Here is a 16,151-nt window from a genome sequence, read left to right on the forward strand (position 1 = left end):
CGCCGTCGTGGCGACAAGTCGCCACGACGGTCCCCGCCTCTGGCCATGTCTGAGTAAGCACGGCGAGCATGGGGGGACGTTGCGCACGGAACCGGAGGCACATGTCGAAAGCGTGGCGATTGCTGCCCGACGCCGTAGTTCGCAGCGCCGGCCTGCCCGTCGAGCGGCTTCTCGCGCTGGGCGACCCTGAGGCGGCCGAGGCGGTGCTTGCCAGCCCACCGGAACGCCGTGACAAGATGTGGGAGCGATGGGCGCGCGCCAGTGCCGACCGGCTCATCGAGTTGTCGGAGCACGATGTCTTCCACCGGGCCCTGCTCTGGCAGAACCCGGGAGTCCTCGAACGGGTGTGCGCCTGGTTCAGCCGTCACGCGGGAGACGAACGCAGGAACGCGGTGTGGCGGCGCAACGAGGACCTGCTCGCACGGTACGCGCAGCGCTACTGCGCGAGGAACGAGACCATCGGCTTCTTTGGCCCCGCGGTGTGGGCCCTCTTCGACGACGCGACCGCCCATGCCGAGATCGTGCCCGGGCCGGAGATCGTCGCGCGCCGGGAGATCTTCTTCGAGGACTGGCTGATGGACGACCTCGGAGCGCTGCTGGCGGAGAACGACCTCCTGCGCCGCCACCTTCCGCCCGCTCGCCCGGCGGGACTCATGGTCAGCGGCGGGTTCGCCGTACGCTCCGGAGCCGCCCCGCGGCGACTGGCGCCCGTGGAGGCGGCCGTCCTCGCCACGGCGGACGGGTCGCGGTCCGCCCGCACAATAGCCGCCGACCTGCGCTGGCGTGGGGTGGCGGGAGTGCGGGGCGAGAGCGATGTGCTCGACGTGCTGGAGCGACTGCGAGAGCACGAGTTGATCCGCTGGCGGCCGCCGGTGCCGCAGAATCGGCGGCCGGAGGTCGCGCTCCGCGACCGGCTGAGAGCGCTCCCCGCCTCCCAGGAGCGCGACGAGGCATTGGACATCCTGCGGCGGTTCGACGAGGCGCGGACGCGGATCGCCGCCGCAGACCGGCCCGAGGCGCTGGCCCACGCGCTCGCCGGGATGGACCTCCTCGTCGAGGAAATCACCGGCGCGTCGGCGCGACACACTCGTGATCGGCGACCGCTGGGCCGCAGCGCCGTTTTCGAGGAGTGCGAGCGCGATGTCAGGGTGGTGATGGGCAGGTCCATCGTCGATGCGCTGCTGCCGCCGGTGACCGTGGTCCTGGAAAGCGCGAAATGGCTCACATGGCGTTTCGGCCAGTGCCTTGAGGCGCTGTTCGCGGATCTGTACGACCGGTTCGCCGGTGGAGCGCAAGGCGTGCCCGTGCCGCTGGGCCCGCTGGTCGCGGAGTTCCTCGATCGTCGGCTCGATCCAGCGTGGTTCGGCCATGTTCTGGAGGAGTTCCAGGACTGCTGGGCCGCGGTGCTGGCCGTCGAACCCGGGGTCCGCCGACTCCAGTTCGGGGCAGAAGACCTCGCGGAACGGGTTCGGGCCGCGTTTCCCGCACCCCCTCCCACCTGGTACGGAGCGGCCTACCACAGCCCAGATGTGATGCTGGCCGCGGCAGATGCCGAGGCGGTGGCCCGAGGCGAATTCGAGCTGGTCATGGGAGAGTTGCACCTTGCCGGGCTGACGTACGACGCCGAGACGTTCACCCTGTTCCACCCGGAGGAGAGCAGGCTCCGCGACGCTGTCGAGGATGCCTTGTCCACGCACCCCAGGGTGGTGCCCGCCTATCCGCGGTCGCCCGAGTTCACCGGTCGCGACTCGCCCAACTCGACGCTGACCTCCGGGCTCTTCTGGTACTTGACCTTCGGGAGCGCGGACGACTCGCGCTCTGTCCCGCCGGGAAGACGGCTCGATCTCGTCGATATGATCGCGATCAGGGACGGGGACATCGAGATCCGGACCGCGGAGGGACTGCGCCTCGGTGTGCTCGACGTCCTAGGCGAGATGGCGTACGAGAGCGTCGTCGATCTGTTCCACCCGCTGCGCCCGGCCGCGCACACGCCGCGGGTCACCGTGGACCGGCTGGTCATCTCCAGGGAGACATGGCGGCTGGCCGCGGACGACGTGCCGGGGGTGGCCGAGGACGGTGAGGCGGCGGCTTTCGTGGCGCTGCGGCGCTGGGCCCGTGACCAGGGGCTGCCTCGATTCGTCTTCTGGCGCGCCGCGTCCCAGGACAAACCGGTCTACCTGGACTTCGACAGCCCGCTGTTCGTCAACAACTTCCTGTCCGCGGTCAGGCGCATACGCCGTCGCGGCGGCGGACTCATCCGGCTGACGGAAATGCTCCCAGCCCCTGAGCAGGCGTGGCTCCCCGATGCCGAGGGTCACGCCTACACCAGCGAACTGCGCCTCGGGTTCGTCTACGCGGGCGGAGACACGTCTCCCGACAGATCAGCGGCCACGGGGTGAAGGGAGGTGAGAATATGCGCGTTGTCGTCGTCGTGGGCGACCTGCCCGGCCAGAGACGGATTTTCGAAGCCCCTGACGGAGCGATGTCTCTCCAGGTGAGTGGCCACACCACGCTGGGCGACCTGCTCCGCGCCATGACAACCCGCGCTGACGTGGCCGCGAGCCGTTGCACGACGCTCGCCCGGATACCATTGGACGCCGCTGCCAGGCATCTCGCTCCGGCGAAGCCGGGAACTCGCCGCCCTCGTCGCCGCGGTGCCCCTGCTCTCGTATTCACCCAGGCTCACCCCTCATGAGATCCTGAGCCTCGCGCGGGCAGGGATCCGTGGCTATGTCCCTTGGGGAGAGCCGGCCTCGGGCATCGTCGGCGCGATCCACGCCGTCGCCACAGGCGGCTGCTACCTTCCGGCTCGCGCGGCCGGCGACGTCTTCCAGGCGGCTGTCTTAGCCGAAACGAACCGTGAACCGCGCTGGGTGCGGTGGAATGGGCGGAGCCTCTGGCCGACGGTCTGGAAGTTTGACGAAGATCAGGGCCATACATCCACTTTTCAGACGGTCCCGATCCGCCAGACGCGAGGCCCCCCGCGGAGTTCATCGCGCAGATGCGGCGGCTCGGGGCGTGGTCAGGACTGACGTTCCGGCAGGTGGAAGCGAGCAGCCGCGGCGGGCCGGTCGCTGCCCTACAGCACGCTCCTGGGCGCGCTCCGCCGTACCACTTTGCCACGAGACGAACTCGTCGTGGCATTCGTGCACGCCTGCGGGTGCTCTGAGGAAGAGGCCGCGTTATGGCGAAGCGTGCGCACGCGCTGGCCATGGGCGAGCGGCGGCCGACGCCGTGCGTTGAGCCGGATTCCGCCACGCGTACGGCCTACTGCGGCGAGCGAGGCGGCAATCAGGCGGACCGGTTCTGGCTGGAGCCTGCGGACACAGGAGTGGGTGGCCACCGAATCAGGGGCGCCCACAGCGACCAGTGCATGGCGCATCCGCTCACGTCCGGTCGCGATCTGATCCCTCTGTGGCTGCCTCTCTGTACCCCCGGGGGCTACGGAACTGATCTTCATCTTCGAGCCGGACACCGACCTCGACTTACGCGGCACAGAGCACGGACGAGGTCACCGCGGTCGATCGGCGGTTGTGAGATCGGTGCCGGCGGAGAGCGGGGCTCTCACCGTCTGTCGTGAATGTGGCGGTACTGACTGGGCGGTGTTCCGTAGGTGGCGCGGAAGGCACGGCTGAAGTGCGCCGAACTGGTGAACCCCCACTTGCGGGCGATCGCGTGAACGGGGTAGGAGCGGAGTCGGGGGTCGGCCAGATCCTGACGGCAGCGTTCCAGCCGGAGGTGCCGGATCCACGCCGACACCGTCATCTCGTTCTCGGTGAAGAGGTCGTGCAGATGCCGTACCGAGATCTGGTGGGTGCTGGCTATGGTGGCCGGGGACAGGCGCGGGTCGCTCAGTCGCTGTTGGATGAAGTCACGGATCCGCAGCCGGAGCAGGTCTCGCTGCGTTTCGGGTCTTTGCGCCGAGGAACTGTCCAGGTGCCGTGCCAGGACGGCGGTGAGCAGGTCGGTGGTGAGCGAGGCCAGCCAGGGGGCGTCCTGGGAGTTGAACTCCTCAGCTTTTTCGACGAGGTCGGTCAGCCACCGCGCGAAGACGGCGCCCAAGCCCCGCCTCGCGGAGAAGGGAACGGCGGTGATCCGGTCAGCCGCGTCCGAGAGGATAGGAAGCGCCTGCCGGGGGATCTGGACGACCAGGGTCGAGGTGTTCTCTTGCGCGCACCTACGCCAGCCATCAAAGGGCCGGGATGTGTCGAACAAAGCGAACTCGCCCGTGCCAAAGATGGCCTCGCGCCCGGCTTGGCGCAGCGCCGCATCCCCGACGAGGATGAGCGTGACCACGAATTCCTCCGGGTCGTTCCGCTGGATCAGCGCCGGGGGCCTGCACACCTGAAACGAACCGTGAGCCAGCGCATAAATCTGCAGGCGCCCCATGTCCACCCGTCGGCCACGGATGCGGAAGCCGCTTTCCTTTTCGCTGTGGACCAAGACTGGGGCCTGGAATAGAGGTTTCGCCTCTTGCCAGTACCCAAAGCGCTCTCCTGAGGCGAGTGCTTCAATATTTAACTCGGAGACCTGCAAACCACACCTCTGAATCAGACTCACGAGCAATGATCGAAACCTGTAAGTCTGCCGGAAGGGGAATACTTCCGGATCATCCGTTGAAGGTTTCGAGATAAGGGCGACGCGCCAACGACGGTCGGAAAGGCGCACCTGAGGAGCCCGGCTACGACAAATAGACCCTCGCAGACAGTTACGTCCAACGGCCTCATCTTCGGAGGCAGCGGCGGCGAAGGCTGCTATTGCGTAGGTCCCTGCGGTAGCAGCACCATTCGGAGGGCCCAACTTCTGCGACTACCGGGAGTGCTTCGGAGTCATCCTCATTGCCCCCTCGATAGTCGTCGAATGGAACCCTGAGTGGGATGAAACAGGAGCCCGCCGAGTGAACGTCGTACCGGGCAGGGACGAGGCTGGTCGTGACGTCCCTAAGGGCTTCCGGAAAGGGACTCAGAAGAATTTTGCGGGCTCGACAGGCTTATATTGAACTCTATGATCCTATGAATCCGTGGTAGGAGGAGGAGCTGCGTCAGCCCGGAGTAGCCCTTGGTCGGGAAGATGATCTCGCCGAAGTTGGCGGCGCGCCGTCGAAGGCGCGGGTGATGACCGACCGGCCCGGGGAACTTGTCGCTGCCCGCGAGCCGCTTGACGAGTCGCCGGATGGCCACGCCCCAGGCGTCGGCGAGGAAGTCGAAGTCGTTCATGAGCGAGACCGTAGGGCAGGGCAACTGACAGGTAATGTCAGTGAATATGCACGCATCTCGCCTCATTTCGATCTCGCTGCTCCTGCAGACGCGCGGCCGCATGACCGCCCAGGCCCTCGCCGAGCGGCTCGAGGTCTCGGTCCGGCAGCCGCGATGTGCCAGAGGCGGTGGGCTTGTTGGGGCGCGGTGACGGCCTGGACGATGTGGGCGAAGCGCTGGGCAGCCTCGTCGTGGACGTCGCACCTGACGATGACCGGTCGGCCCGCGCGGTCGCGCAGGGCCCGGGAGATGGCGGCGGGTGCGCCGATCGAGATACCGAGCAGTCCCCAGCCACTGATCGCCAGGCCGGTGAGGCGTCCCAGCCGAGCACCTAAGGCTTGCCGTCGGGGTCGGTGTTCACCCGCACCTCGTAGCCCACGGGATTCACCGCGACGGCCGCCACCCAGACGAGCAGGTCGCGCGCGGCCCCGGCTCGAGATTGCCGTCCACCAGGCTCTCGGTGTCGTACCCGGGCCGGTTCTGCCGGTACGCGACGGCGCGTATTCTGCTGGCATTTGCACTTATCGGAAATCTCCCTCATCGTCAGCTCGGAAGACGGGCTGATCCCCGCCGGTCTGAGTCGAACCGATAAGCGGCCCGGCGCATTTCCGCGCCATCCTCTCTGAGTGACAGTCTTCTCACTATCTGCTGCCACCAAGCGGTTGTGCTTGGTAGTGTCGGCGGTTCACGGCGTCGAAGATCCAGGGAGACCTCGATGCACACGGCGCAGGGGCCCGCGTGGAGCATCAGTGGGCTCGACGTCGCTGCGGGCAGGTATCCGCTGTCGATCGAGCGGCATGTGATGCGGATGGCCGACCTGCTGGTGCCGGGTGTGACGACGGTGACGCCGCACGCCCGCTACTACAGCCTGCACGCCCTCGCCGCCATCGAGGCGGAGCGTCGCCCCCTGTCCGCCCAGCGGGCGCAGGACATATTGCGCCGTTGTGAAGTCGTCATGGCAGCGGTGTCGTACGCGCATGACCACGGCGAGACCGGGCTGCCGCGGGCGCACGGCCTCGATGCCCTCGCAGCCCGGTTGCAGGTCGGCGAAGTGGTCATGGCCGAGGCGGCGCAACCCATCAAAGGCGGCTACGTGCGCAACGCGTGGGGCTTTTGGAGTCCGTACGCGGCCTCAGAGGTCTCCCTCGGCATCCTCGCACCCGCGAGCATGCCGGTCCCGGGCCCCGCGTGCGCGGCCGAGCAGGTGGCCGCCGGACTAGACGGCATCCTTGAGCTGGCGGCCCGCTCGCGACTCAGCGTGGACGACCTACGCGACTATCCGCACCTTTGCGTATGTGCCGGCGCTCGGGCGGCCGACGGAGTATGGCTGGCGAGGCTACTCTGCCGGTCCGACGACCAGTCCACGGAAGCCGCCGCGCTGAGTCGGCGAAACACGATCCGACTGCTCGCCCGGGTGATGCAGACGCACGAGATCGGCGACGTCACCAACGACGTCAGGCCAGTGATCGCGTACGGAGACTTCCTGACGAGTGACCCCGTCACCGCCCCTTTGGACACGGCGCCGGTCTGGCGCGGGGTGGTGCTACGCAACTACGCGGTGGGCGCTTGGCGACGGCTGTGGTCGTGGCTGGTGTCCGAGGTCGTCGGCCTGATGCCTGCCGACGACCTCGCCGATCGGTTCGCCGACAGCATGCCGGAGGGGACCCTGGCCGCGTTCATGGATGGGCTGCCCTCCACCGTCACGCCGACCGGTGCCCCCGCCCCAGCGGAGGAACAGCTGCGGGCGAGCGACCTCCCTGTTGCGGTACGCGAGCTGGCGGTGCTGATCGTCAACACCCGGCGGGTTGAGGAGCTGTCCGGCAGAGTACGCGACGCCTTCCTCGGGCAACGCGGCGTCGAACTCGGCCCTCAGTGGATGGCGTGGCGGCTGGCCGAATCCCGGTCGGGCTCGTCGCGAGATTTCGCCTGGCGACTCACTCACGACCTGCTGACCCGTGCCCGGCGCGTGGCCCTATCGAAGGCCCGGCGCCGATCTGACGGGACGCTGTGGTTGCCCACCCGGCTGCAAGAACGTGACGGGCTCCTTTACCGGACCAGCCAGGAAGGACGCGGCGACGTGGGCCTGCGGTTGGCACAGCTCACCTCCGTGCTGGCCGGCGCGGGGGTGCTCGAACTGACCGACGGGACTTGGCGGGTGACCGCCGCTGGGCAGGTGCTTCTTGACTGAGCCGCTGGTGGACCTCGAACTCGCCTCTCCGCTGACGTTGCTGATGGAGGAAGAACAGCACGGGGATCGGCAGGCCGAGGAGGCCTTGTTTCTCAGCTTCACCACTGATCTCGGCTTCTTTGAGACGGTCGTGCTGGGTGTCGCCCAGGCGTGCGGGGCACGGGTGAGCCTGGTCGGCGACGCCGCGATGAGCGTGATAGACCCGCGTGCCGTGCGCCGCGCCGGACGCGCCTACCTGCCTGGCCAGGCCGTGTGCGATGGAGCCTTTCATCCCAAGCTGGTGGCACTGGTGGGCAACAAGCGGGCAACCGTCGCCATCGGCTCCGGCAACGTCACACTCGCGGGCTGGCAGGCCAACGTGGAACTGTGGACTGTGTTACGAGCCGACCAGAGCCGCGTCCCCGGAGTGTTCGGCGATCTCGCGGTGTGGCTGTCCGGGCTGCCGGAGCGGGTCCGGTGTTCCTCGGGCGTGCCGGAGGCGCTACGACGGGTCGCCGGCGGTCTCGCGGCGTTGTGCGAGCGTGCGGAGGTCGTGCACCCGAACCTCCGGCTGGTGTCGTCCAGCGAACGGCCCATCATCGAACAGCTCCCCGCAGGCCCGGTCGAGGAACTGGCGGTGTGTGCGCCGTTCCACGATCCTGGCGCCGTCACCCTGCGCCGCCTGGTCGAGCGAATGAGGCCGCGCCGGCTGGTCGTCAGTCTCCAGCCCGGCCGCACCGAACTCGACGGCCATGCGCTCGCCGACCTCACCGCCGAACTCGGCGCTGACGTCCACCTCGACGCCGAACCCCGCTACCGGCACGGCAAGCTCATCGAATGGGTCGTCGAGGGTCGCCGGTACGCGCTCACCGGGAGCCCCAACCTGTCGGCCGCCGCGCTGTCCACGTCCCTGGAGAACCGAGGCAATTGCGAACTCGGGCTCATCGCGCCGATCGATGCCTCACGCATACCCCGAGGGGCGATCGTACCCACCGCCGATCTGCTCCCCTTGAAGTTCTCGATCCGCTCGCGGCCGGAACGGAGGGGGCCGCTCCTGCTCGGAGCGACCCGGGTCGGACAGGGCCTGCACGTCATGTTCGCGCGCATGCTACGCACCGGGGGATACCTGGAGTTGTCCGCCGCCACGTCACCTCCCGAGACGTGGGAGCGCGTCGGCGAGGTGCCGGCCGATGTCACCGAGATGCTGGTGACTTATCCCGTCGACGGCGGCAGCCGGGTCCGGCTGGTCACTGTCGTGAACGGCCAAGTGCGCCACAGCAACATCGTCTTCGCCGTCGATCCCCTCCGCGCGCAGCACCGGAGCGGCCTCACGCGGACCTCGGCCCCGACGACCCAGCCCGGCCAGCTGTTCAACGACGAGCGCCTGGCCGACAAGTTTCTCGCCGACCTCAATATTCTCGCCACCTCGCTGACCCAGCCCCCCACCCCGGTGACGCCAGCCGCGGCGTCGACCGACACGGCGCGAGTCGAGGGCGTCACTGATCGTTCCGGCGGCGGGTGGGCAGCTTATCTGGACGAGTGCGCTGGACGCCTCGGGGTGCCGCTGCTGCGTTTCGCCCTCGGCCTGCCCACCCTTCCGGCCGAGCAAGAAGGCCCCAATGAGGAGTTGCTGCCGGTGTTCTGGGACGAGCAGTTCGCGGACGACGCCGACGCCGGACTCGACAACGACGACCCCGGGACCATGGCCGACCAGCCCGCAACCGTCACTGCCCCTCCCGACCTGCGTACCAGCGACGCCGCTACACGCCGCCGCTACCAGCGCTGGGCCGACCGGCTCACACGGGTCACGCCGAGGCTGGAACTGCCGGAGCGGATGCTCGTTACTAGACTCCTTCTTTGGACGGCGGCGGCTGGCGCCTGGGACCACGACGACCACGCCTGGCTCGACTTCTTGGCGGACGCCGTAAGCGAACTGGGCTCCGGTACGCCGCCCGCCGACGTAGAACCACAGGTGGCCAGCTTGGCAGCGGTCGGCCTCGCGGTGCTTAGCGCTCACGCGCCCCGCCACGTCAGCACCGCCACGACGGTCGCCTTCACCAGAGCCGCCGCTGTGGTGGACCACCTTCTCCCCGCTGCCGAACCGGAGTACGTCGAGCAGTACAGCGACCTGCTGCGGGACGCGTTCGGCCCGGCGCTGAGTCCGTACGCGGTCCAAAGGCTCGCCGCCGAGATCGTCCAGGCCGACCCGCTCACCGACGCACTGCGCACGCTGGCGGAGCAGGGCCGCGAGGTGCACCGGCACAGAGAACGCCTGCTGCACGTCACCGGCACCTTCGGCAACGCACGACTCGTCGCGCTACAGGCCGTCGCGGCCGCCCAAGCCGCCAGCATCGTCGGAGCTTGGGCCACCTCCTCCAACGGCACCTGGGCGCTGGTTGTGTGGCGTCGGCCGGACCTCTTCACCATCGACGCCGGTCCGCCTACCCTGTGGCGTCACTACCGGCTCACCGGTCTTCGTGATCCACGCAGCCTCGCCGCCCAGCGGAGCTTCGACGGCGTCCGGCCTCTCCCGCACGGTCCGCTCCTGAAGCCGTTTCCCGAAGCACACGCGGTGTTGGCGGACCTGGGCTTACCTTCCGACCCTCGGCCTCCTGTCGACTGCACTCCTTGGCCGGGCTGAACGCTAACTGATCAGCGCATCTTGCCTGGCAGGCGCCTCACCGTCTACGTTGCCACTCGCTGCTGCCACCCATGCGCGCCTGTACTACATTCGTAGATTCGGTGGGAGCGGATCGCCGCGTCGGCGGTAGTGGCTGATCAGGGCACGCGTCTGGTGAAGCCGCCGGAAGTCTGACCAAGCCAGAACATGATCGATGGCGGTGGCTGCGGGGATGAACAGCCGGGCCAGCACGCGGCGGATCTCGGCGAGGGAGAGCCGCAGGAGCCTCAGCGTGGTGACGCCCCCAGGAGCGGAACGTCTTTTCCCTGGTCAACGGCGGCCTCGTCAGCGTTGGTGGGCAAGGTGGCGCGCATGACGGCCAGGAACGCCAGCGCGAGCATGGCGATGGTGACGTGCCGGTGCCAGGGCGTCCACTTGCGTACTTGGTACTGGGTCAGGCCGAGCAGGTCTTTGCCGTGCTCGTTGTTCTCTTCGACCTTCCAGCGCATTCCGGCCGCGTCGATCAGTTCGGTGACCGCGGTGCCGGCCGGGGCGTGGGCCAAGAAGAACTCCACCTCGGACGGGGCGTTGACCGAACGGCGGATCAGCAGCGTCTGGCCGTATCCGGGCGCGGGCGCCTGCCCGTCCACGGCGACAGCGAGAGCCGTCCAGTCGTAGACGCGCTCGCCTTTGGTGCCGTTGCCGCATGAGCGGCGCTCCCAGATCTGCGGGGTGCCGCGGGTCAGCAGCCGATCCAGCAGGTGCTCGACCGGCCCGACCCCGCCCGGCAGGGCGACCAGGGGCAGATCGACGGGTACCGCCATGACGTAGCCGATCGCGTGCTCATGGCAGAAAGCGCGCAGGCCCGGGTCGCGGCCATGGCCTGCAGCGCCTTCACCCGCGACACCTACATCACCGTCTTCCCCGAGGTCGCCGCAGCCGCAGCCGAATCCACCGCCGCCCTGCTCCCCCACACCGCCCGACCGACCAATCAGGGCAGGCGGCCATGACCGCTACCCCCGACGTCTACGAGTTTCAGGACGCGGTCCAAGACGTACTCACCATCGGCGCCAGCCTCGTCGAACACGACGACGCCACCCTGTCTCTCGCCTTCCTGCACGCCGGAGCCGAACACCAATGCGCCACCGCCAACCTCCCCGACGACCACGAAGCACATGGCACGCCAGGCCGCCGTCCAGATCGCCCACACGGTCACGATCCCCCCACACGATCGCGATGACCCGCTCATCAATGCCGTCATCGACGTGCTCGCCACCCACCCGGCAGAGGTTCACGCGTCATGCGCGCCGCCGCCCAGCACCTCACCCAACAACCGCAGGCGACCGGCCAAACCACGGCGCACGTCAACGCCATCATCCAGCTCCACACCGGGATGACCAAGATCGACCTGCTCCGCCGGCTCGCCCAACATGGCACGGTCGGCCAACTCGCCGCCGAACACCTCCACACCGCCGCCCAGCATCTCAGGCACACCGAAACCCAGCTCCGCCAAACCATCCGGCAAGCGATCAGCGACCTCACCCAGGCCAGCGCCTACCTTGACCTCACCGCCCGGTCAACGACGCGGGAATCCTGCAACGCAACGGCCAACGGGTGGATCAGCTCGCCACTCGCCTCGGCGACGCCCACACCCGGCTGAGCGCAGCCCTCGCCCTGGCCACCAGCCTCCTGAGCACCCACCAACCCGGCGACGAAACAACCTAAGAACCCCGATCCTCCGACTGCTTGACTCCCGGCCACCAATAGGGCCGGGACTCATCGCTCTCCCATCGAAGAACCCAAACCCACCCGCCTCGAACCCGCACAGCCCGCCGATTACCGGCCGTCACGCCAACTGATCAGCCCTTGAACCCGGCGATTACTACACAGCGTGACCATTCAGGAAGATCAACGATCATGCGAAAGACCCGGTCGCGACCAAAGAGCCCACAACGACCCCACACAGGGCCGGAAATGACTGTGGGCACCCCCCGTCAAGTGGAGGATGCCCAGGTCATCGGCCGGAGCCGTGGTGCGCCGCCAGGGACTCGAACCCCGGACCCGCTGATTAAGAGTCAGCTGCTCTAACCAACTGAGCTAGCGGCGCAGCAAGCAGGACAAGATTAGCGCACCCTGTGGACCACTTCGCACCGATCGAGCACGCTAGGCTAGAACAACATTCGGGTTAACACGGGAGCGCCGATGACGTCGTGGTTCACCTCGCCCGCCGACGCCGGGGAACGGCTCGCCGCCGTGGACTACCTCACCGACGACGGCATCGCCACGTCGGTCTTCCTGGCCGCCGCGCTCGGCAAGCCGCTGCTGGCCGAGGGGCCCGCCGGGGTGGGCAAGACCCAGCTCGCCAAGGCCGTCGCCGAGGCGACCGGCGCCGAGCTGATCAGGCTCCAGTGTTACGAGGGGCTCGACGAGGCCCGCGCGCTCTACGAGTGGAACTACAAGAAGCAGCTCCTGCGCATCCAGGCCGCAGGCGAGCAGGCGTGGGAGGAGACCCACGACGACATCTTCAGCGAGGAGTTCCTGCTGGAGCGCCCGCTGCTGAGGGCGATCAGGCGGACGACGCCCACGGTGCTGCTGATCGACGAGACCGACAAGGCGGACGTCGAGGTCGAGGGCCTGCTGCTGGAGATCCTTTCCGACTACCAGGTGACGATCCCCGAACTGGGCACGATCGCCGCGACGCGCAGGCCGTACGTCGTGCTGACCTCGAACGCGACGCGCGAGCTGTCCGAGGCGCTGAAGCGGCGCTGCCTGTATCTCCACCTGGACTACCCCTCACCCGAGCGCGAGCGCGACATCGTGCTCGCGCGGGTGCCGGGCATCGAGGCCGCCCTGGCCGAGCGGCTCGCCCGTACGGTCGCCACGCTGCGCGCGCTGGAGCTGAAGAAGTCCCCCTCGATCGCCGAGACCATCGACTGGGCCCACACGCTCCTCGCGCTCGGGCGTACCGACCTCGACGAGGCCACCACCGCCGGCACGCTGGGTGTGGTGCTGAAGCACGCCTCCGACCAGGCCCGGGCGGTCAAGGAGCTCGGCCTGCCGGCCCGGTGACGACGACCAGCGGGAGGAGGCGGGCGATGTCGCTGCTCGACAGGCATGTGGGGTTCGTGGACGCGCTGCGCCGCGCCGGGCTGCCGGTGTCACTGGCCGAGGGACTGGACGCCGCCCGCGCGCTCGAAGTGATCGACCTGACCGAGCGCGAGACGCTCCGCGAGGCGTACGCCGCCACGCTCGTCAAGCGTCCCGCGCACAGGCCCGGCTTCGACACGCTCTTCGACCTGTGGTTCCCGCCCGTGACCAGCGCCCTGAGCGTTCCACGCACGACGGGCCCGGGCGAGCCGGACCTCCAGCACGCGGAGGTCTCAGAACTTCGGGACCGGCTTGCCGAACTGCTGCTCGACGACGCGGGCCCCACGGGCGATCCCGCCTTCGGCGAGTTCGTACGGGCGATGGTCGAGCGGTTCGGCCGCCAGCCCGCCGGCGCCGGCCGCCAGAACTGGTTCTCCTACTCCGTGCTGCGCGCCCTCTCCCCCGGCACGCTGATGGCCAGGATGCTCAACGAGGTGCTGCTCGGCCAGGAACGTGGGGGTCTGGCGGAGAAGGTCGCCCGCCGCCGGCTGACCGACAACATCGCCGGGTTCGAGACCGCCGTGGCCTCGGACGTGCGCAGGAGGATCGCCGAGGACTCCGGCGTGGAGAAGATCGCGAGGTCGGTCGTGAAGCCGCCCGTCGACCAGGTCGACTTCCTGCGGATCACCAAGGCCGACCTGGCGACGCTGCGCCGCGAGGTGCACCCGCTGGCGCGGCGCCTCGCCACCCGGCTGACGATCAGGCAGCGGCTGGGCCATCGGGGCCGGCTGGACTTCAGGCGCACGGTACGGGCCTCGCTGAGCACGGGCGGCGTCCCCATGGTCACCCACATGAGGCCGCGCCGCCCGCACAAGCCCGAGCTGGTGGTGCTGTGCGACGCCAGCGACTCGGTGTCCGCGTTCTCGCACTTCACCCTGCTGCTGACGTACGCGCTGCGCGAGCAGTTCGCCAAGGTGCGCGCGTTCGCCTTCGTGGACACGGTGGACGAGGTCACCCGGTTCTTCGCGCCGGGCACCGACGTCGTCGACGCGATCACCCGGATGACGGAGGAGGCCGACATCACCCGCTTCGGCCGCAGCGACTACGGGCACTCGTTCGAGAGGTTCGCCGAGAAGTACGGCGAAGCGATCGGCCCGAAGACGTCCCTGCTGATCCTCGGGGACGCCCGCTCGAACTACCAGCCGCCCGCGCTCGCGACGTTGGGGCGCCTCGCCGGCGAGGCCAGGCACGCGTACTGGCTCAACCCCGAGCCCCGCGCGCAGTGGGACACCGGAGACTCGATCGCGACCTCGTACGGAGGCGTGGTCGCGATGCACGAGTGCCGCAACGTCGCCCAGCTCGCCGCCTTCATCGAGGAGCTGGCCTAGCGGCCGTCAGTTCATCCGCCGCAGGATGCGCGCGGCCGTACGGGCGAGCACCTCCACCTGGTCCTCGGTCAGCTCGGCGTGCGCGTCGCCCAGGACCCACTTGGCCGCCTTGCGGGGCAGGAACAGCGTCAGCCCCTCGGCGCTCACCACGGCGGTCTTCACGTGCCCGCCGTGCACGACCAGCAGCGGCGCGATCTCCACCGGGATGCCGGACTCGCGCGACAGCAGCTCGCTCATGGCGGTCGCGGCGTCCACGAGGCCCTTCGCGACCGACGTGCCCGACCGCTCGCCGAAGAACAGCTTGCCGCCGTACGCCGCGATGTAGGTGTCCGGAGGCCAGGCCTCGTTGTCGACGATCCACACCCCGCCGGGCCCGATGACCAGGTGGTCGATGGAGGCCTTGCCGGGTACGGCCCGGCCGTCGAGCACGCGGTAGCCGTGCTTGCCGAGCCCTCGCCGTAACAACCTCCCGGTGCGGGTCGCGCCGCTCCGCTTGCCGCGCCAGACGGCCGTGGCCTCGAACATGCGCCAGGAGACGAACGCGTCCACCGTCCAGATGGCGCCGCCGCCGAGAAGCCCGATCAGGAACGGCAGGGGAAAGGACCGGTAGAACGCGAGGGCGGTGATGAGGACGAAGCCCACCCCTGCCATGATGTGGCGCCTGCGACGACGCTCGGACCTGGTCTCGCGCCAGCGGAGCTCGTACATCACCGAGGGCGAGCCCCACTTGAACTTGTCGTCCTGCGGCACGTAGATGGACCCATTGGGCACCGGAAACCCCCACGATTTCGGGCTCAGTCGATTAGCTTGTGGAATACCCAACTAGGGGCTCCAGCTTTCCTAAGGTTACGGAACTAACCCACCCGCGACACAGAGCGGGCGTGGCGAACCTTGGTCGAAGGCCACAGGAGAGCACGCGGGAACACGAATGTCACAGCCCGTTAACCGACCAGTCGGTATGCTGTGGGCATCGACATTCAGGGGAGGCGTGCGTGATGGCGCGCAGCAGGGTCACCACGAGCGACGACCGGCCCGCGAAGGCGTCCGCGGCCAAGGACGAGCCGGTGCGGCAGAGGCTGATGGCCGAGGCGACGCGCCTGTTCGCGGACAAGGGCTTCGAGAGCACGTCGGTGCAGGAGATCGTCGCCGCGGCGGGGGTCACCAAGGGCGCGATGTACCACTACTTCGACTCCAAGGACGACCTGCTCCGCGAGATCTACGCCCGCGTGCTGCGCATGCAGATCGAGCGGCTCGACAGGTTCGCCGGCGCCCCCGGCCCGGTCGCCGACCGCGTGCACGCCGCCGCCGTCGACGTCATCGCCACCACGGTGGAGAACCTCGACGACTCCAAGATCTTCTTCCGCTCGATGCACCAGCTCACCCCCGAGACCCAGAAGGCCGTACGGGCGGAGCGCCGCCGCTACCACGAGCGTTTCCGTGACCTGCTGGTCGAGGGCCAGCGCTCCAAGGTGTTCCGCGACGACGTGCCGGCCGACCTCGTGGTCGACTTCTTCTTCGGCTCCGTCCACCACCTGGGCACGTGGTACCACACCGACGGCCGCCTGTCGGGGACGGCCGTCGGAGAGCACTTCGCCGACCTGCTCCTCGCCTCGCTACGGCCCTGACGACAAGGC

Annotated in this window: 12 protein-coding genes, 1 tRNA gene and 2 pseudogenes; 9 read left to right on the plus strand and 6 right to left on the minus strand. The window is 68.7% G+C overall.

Translation table 11 applies throughout. The features are described 5' to 3' along the window. Nucleotides 1-101 precede the first annotated feature (101 nt). Nucleotides 102-2,399, plus strand: coding sequence for a lantibiotic dehydratase (locus ACOZ38_RS37790; RefSeq protein WP_424535761.1), 2,298 nt, complete (start codon nucleotides 102-104; stop codon nucleotides 2,397-2,399). Between the two features lie 1,165 nt (nucleotides 2,400-3,564). On the opposite strand, the gene ACOZ38_RS37795 is transcribed toward ACOZ38_RS37790, so the two are convergent. Together ACOZ38_RS37795 and ACOZ38_RS37800 are read right to left on the minus strand one after the other, a co-directional pair. After that, nucleotides 3,565-4,536: a helix-turn-helix domain-containing protein gene (locus tag ACOZ38_RS37795; protein WP_424535762.1), complete on the minus strand. Its 972-nt coding sequence runs from the start codon at nucleotides 4,534-4,536 to the stop codon at nucleotides 3,565-3,567. A gap of 404 nt (nucleotides 4,537-4,940) precedes the next feature. After that, the gene (locus tag ACOZ38_RS37800) at nucleotides 4,941-5,216 is read right to left on the minus strand and encodes a hypothetical protein (RefSeq protein WP_424535763.1); all 276 of its coding nucleotides are present in this window, start codon (nucleotides 5,214-5,216) and stop codon (nucleotides 4,941-4,943) included. A 46-nt stretch (nucleotides 5,217-5,262) separates the two neighbouring features. Here ACOZ38_RS37800 and ACOZ38_RS37805 point away from each other — a divergent pair. The 3 genes and pseudogenes from ACOZ38_RS37805 to ACOZ38_RS37815 form a co-directional block, all read left to right on the plus strand. Next, nucleotides 5,263-5,361: pseudogene (locus tag ACOZ38_RS37805) on the plus strand (HTH domain-containing protein); the annotation flags it as partial. 609 nt (nucleotides 5,362-5,970) lie between these two features. Further along, nucleotides 5,971-7,443, plus strand: a complete 1,473-nt coding sequence (locus ACOZ38_RS37810) for a hypothetical protein (RefSeq protein WP_424535764.1) — start codon at nucleotides 5,971-5,973, stop codon at nucleotides 7,441-7,443. Continuing rightward, entirely contained in the window at nucleotides 7,436-10,063 is a 2,628-nt protein-coding gene (locus ACOZ38_RS37815; RefSeq protein WP_424535765.1) for a hypothetical protein, read from the plus strand. The genes ACOZ38_RS37810 and ACOZ38_RS37815 overlap by 8 nt, the downstream gene beginning before the upstream one ends. A gap of 266 nt (nucleotides 10,064-10,329) precedes the next feature. Here ACOZ38_RS37815 and ACOZ38_RS37820 read toward each other — a convergent pair. Beyond that, a pseudogene (locus ACOZ38_RS37820) lies at nucleotides 10,330-10,929 on the minus strand (IS701 family transposase); the annotation flags it as partial. On the opposite strand from ACOZ38_RS37820, the gene ACOZ38_RS37825 reads away from it, so the two are divergent. After that, a complete protein-coding gene (locus tag ACOZ38_RS37825) occupies nucleotides 10,888-11,052 on the plus strand; it encodes a hypothetical protein (RefSeq protein WP_424537224.1) in 165 nt (54 codons plus the stop codon). The pseudogene ACOZ38_RS37820 and the gene ACOZ38_RS37825 overlap by 42 nt on opposite strands. Here ACOZ38_RS37825 and ACOZ38_RS37830 read toward each other — a convergent pair. Continuing rightward, nucleotides 11,034-11,258, minus strand: a complete 225-nt coding sequence (locus ACOZ38_RS37830) for a hypothetical protein (RefSeq protein ID WP_424535766.1) — start codon at nucleotides 11,256-11,258, stop codon at nucleotides 11,034-11,036. The two genes, ACOZ38_RS37825 and ACOZ38_RS37830, sit on opposite strands and share 19 nt — an antisense overlap. Nucleotides 11,259-11,342: 84 nt before the next feature. On the opposite strand from ACOZ38_RS37830, the gene ACOZ38_RS37835 reads away from it, so the two are divergent. After that, nucleotides 11,343-11,702: a hypothetical protein gene (locus ACOZ38_RS37835; RefSeq protein WP_424535767.1), complete on the plus strand. Its 360-nt coding sequence runs from the start codon at nucleotides 11,343-11,345 to the stop codon at nucleotides 11,700-11,702. A gap of 370 nt (nucleotides 11,703-12,072) precedes the next feature. On the opposite strand, the gene ACOZ38_RS37840 is transcribed toward ACOZ38_RS37835, so the two are convergent. Further along, a tRNA-Lys gene (locus ACOZ38_RS37840) sits at nucleotides 12,073-12,149 on the minus strand. A 95-nt stretch (nucleotides 12,150-12,244) separates the two neighbouring features. Here ACOZ38_RS37840 and ACOZ38_RS37845 point away from each other — a divergent pair. Beyond that, on the plus strand, nucleotides 12,245-13,111 hold the full coding sequence (locus ACOZ38_RS37845) for an AAA family ATPase (RefSeq protein WP_424535768.1): 867 nt from the start codon (nucleotides 12,245-12,247) through the stop codon (nucleotides 13,109-13,111). Between the two features lie 26 nt (nucleotides 13,112-13,137). Further along, nucleotides 13,138-14,517 carry a vWA domain-containing protein gene (locus tag ACOZ38_RS37850; RefSeq protein ID WP_424535769.1) on the plus strand — a complete coding sequence of 460 codons (1,380 nt, stop codon included), beginning with the start codon at nucleotides 13,138-13,140 and terminating at the stop codon, nucleotides 14,515-14,517. 6 nt (nucleotides 14,518-14,523) lie between these two features. On the opposite strand, the gene ACOZ38_RS37855 is transcribed toward ACOZ38_RS37850, so the two are convergent. After that, entirely contained in the window at nucleotides 14,524-15,288 is a 765-nt protein-coding gene (locus ACOZ38_RS37855; RefSeq protein ID WP_424535770.1) for a nuclease-related domain-containing protein, read from the minus strand. A 224-nt stretch (nucleotides 15,289-15,512) separates the two neighbouring features. Between ACOZ38_RS37855 and ACOZ38_RS37860 the strand changes: the two genes are divergently transcribed. Next, nucleotides 15,513-16,142 (plus strand): TetR/AcrR family transcriptional regulator, encoded by a 630-nt coding sequence (locus ACOZ38_RS37860; RefSeq protein ID WP_405140915.1) that lies wholly within the window; start codon nucleotides 15,513-15,515, stop codon nucleotides 16,140-16,142. Nucleotides 16,143-16,151 lie beyond the last annotated feature (9 nt).

The organism is Sphaerisporangium viridialbum (genome assembly GCF_049674955.1).
Classification (GTDB): Bacteria; Actinomycetota; Actinomycetes; order Streptosporangiales; family Streptosporangiaceae; genus Sphaerisporangium; species Sphaerisporangium viridialbum.

What these genes read in the sequence shown, in the direction of transcription:
- ACOZ38_RS37790 (WP_424535761.1), top strand. Translation starts at nt 102, where the DNA reads ATGTCGAAAGCGTGGCGATTGCTGCCCGACGCCGTAGTTCGCAGCGCC.
- ACOZ38_RS37800 (WP_424535763.1), bottom strand. Translation starts at nt 5,216, where the DNA reads ATGAACGACTTCGACTTCCTCGCCGACGCCTGGGGCGTGGCCATCCGG.
- ACOZ38_RS37810 (WP_424535764.1), top strand. Translation starts at nt 5,971, where the DNA reads ATGCACACGGCGCAGGGGCCCGCGTGGAGCATCAGTGGGCTCGACGTC.
- ACOZ38_RS37825 (WP_424537224.1), top strand. Translation starts at nt 10,888, where the DNA reads ATGGCAGAAAGCGCGCAGGCCCGGGTCGCGGCCATGGCCTGCAGCGCC.
- ACOZ38_RS37835 (WP_424535767.1), top strand. Translation starts at nt 11,343, where the DNA reads ATGCGCGCCGCCGCCCAGCACCTCACCCAACAACCGCAGGCGACCGGC.
- ACOZ38_RS37845 (WP_424535768.1), top strand. Translation starts at nt 12,245, where the DNA reads ATGACGTCGTGGTTCACCTCGCCCGCCGACGCCGGGGAACGGCTCGCC.
- ACOZ38_RS37850 (WP_424535769.1), top strand. Translation starts at nt 13,138, where the DNA reads ATGTCGCTGCTCGACAGGCATGTGGGGTTCGTGGACGCGCTGCGCCGC.
- ACOZ38_RS37860 (WP_405140915.1), top strand. Translation starts at nt 15,513, where the DNA reads ATGGCGCGCAGCAGGGTCACCACGAGCGACGACCGGCCCGCGAAGGCG.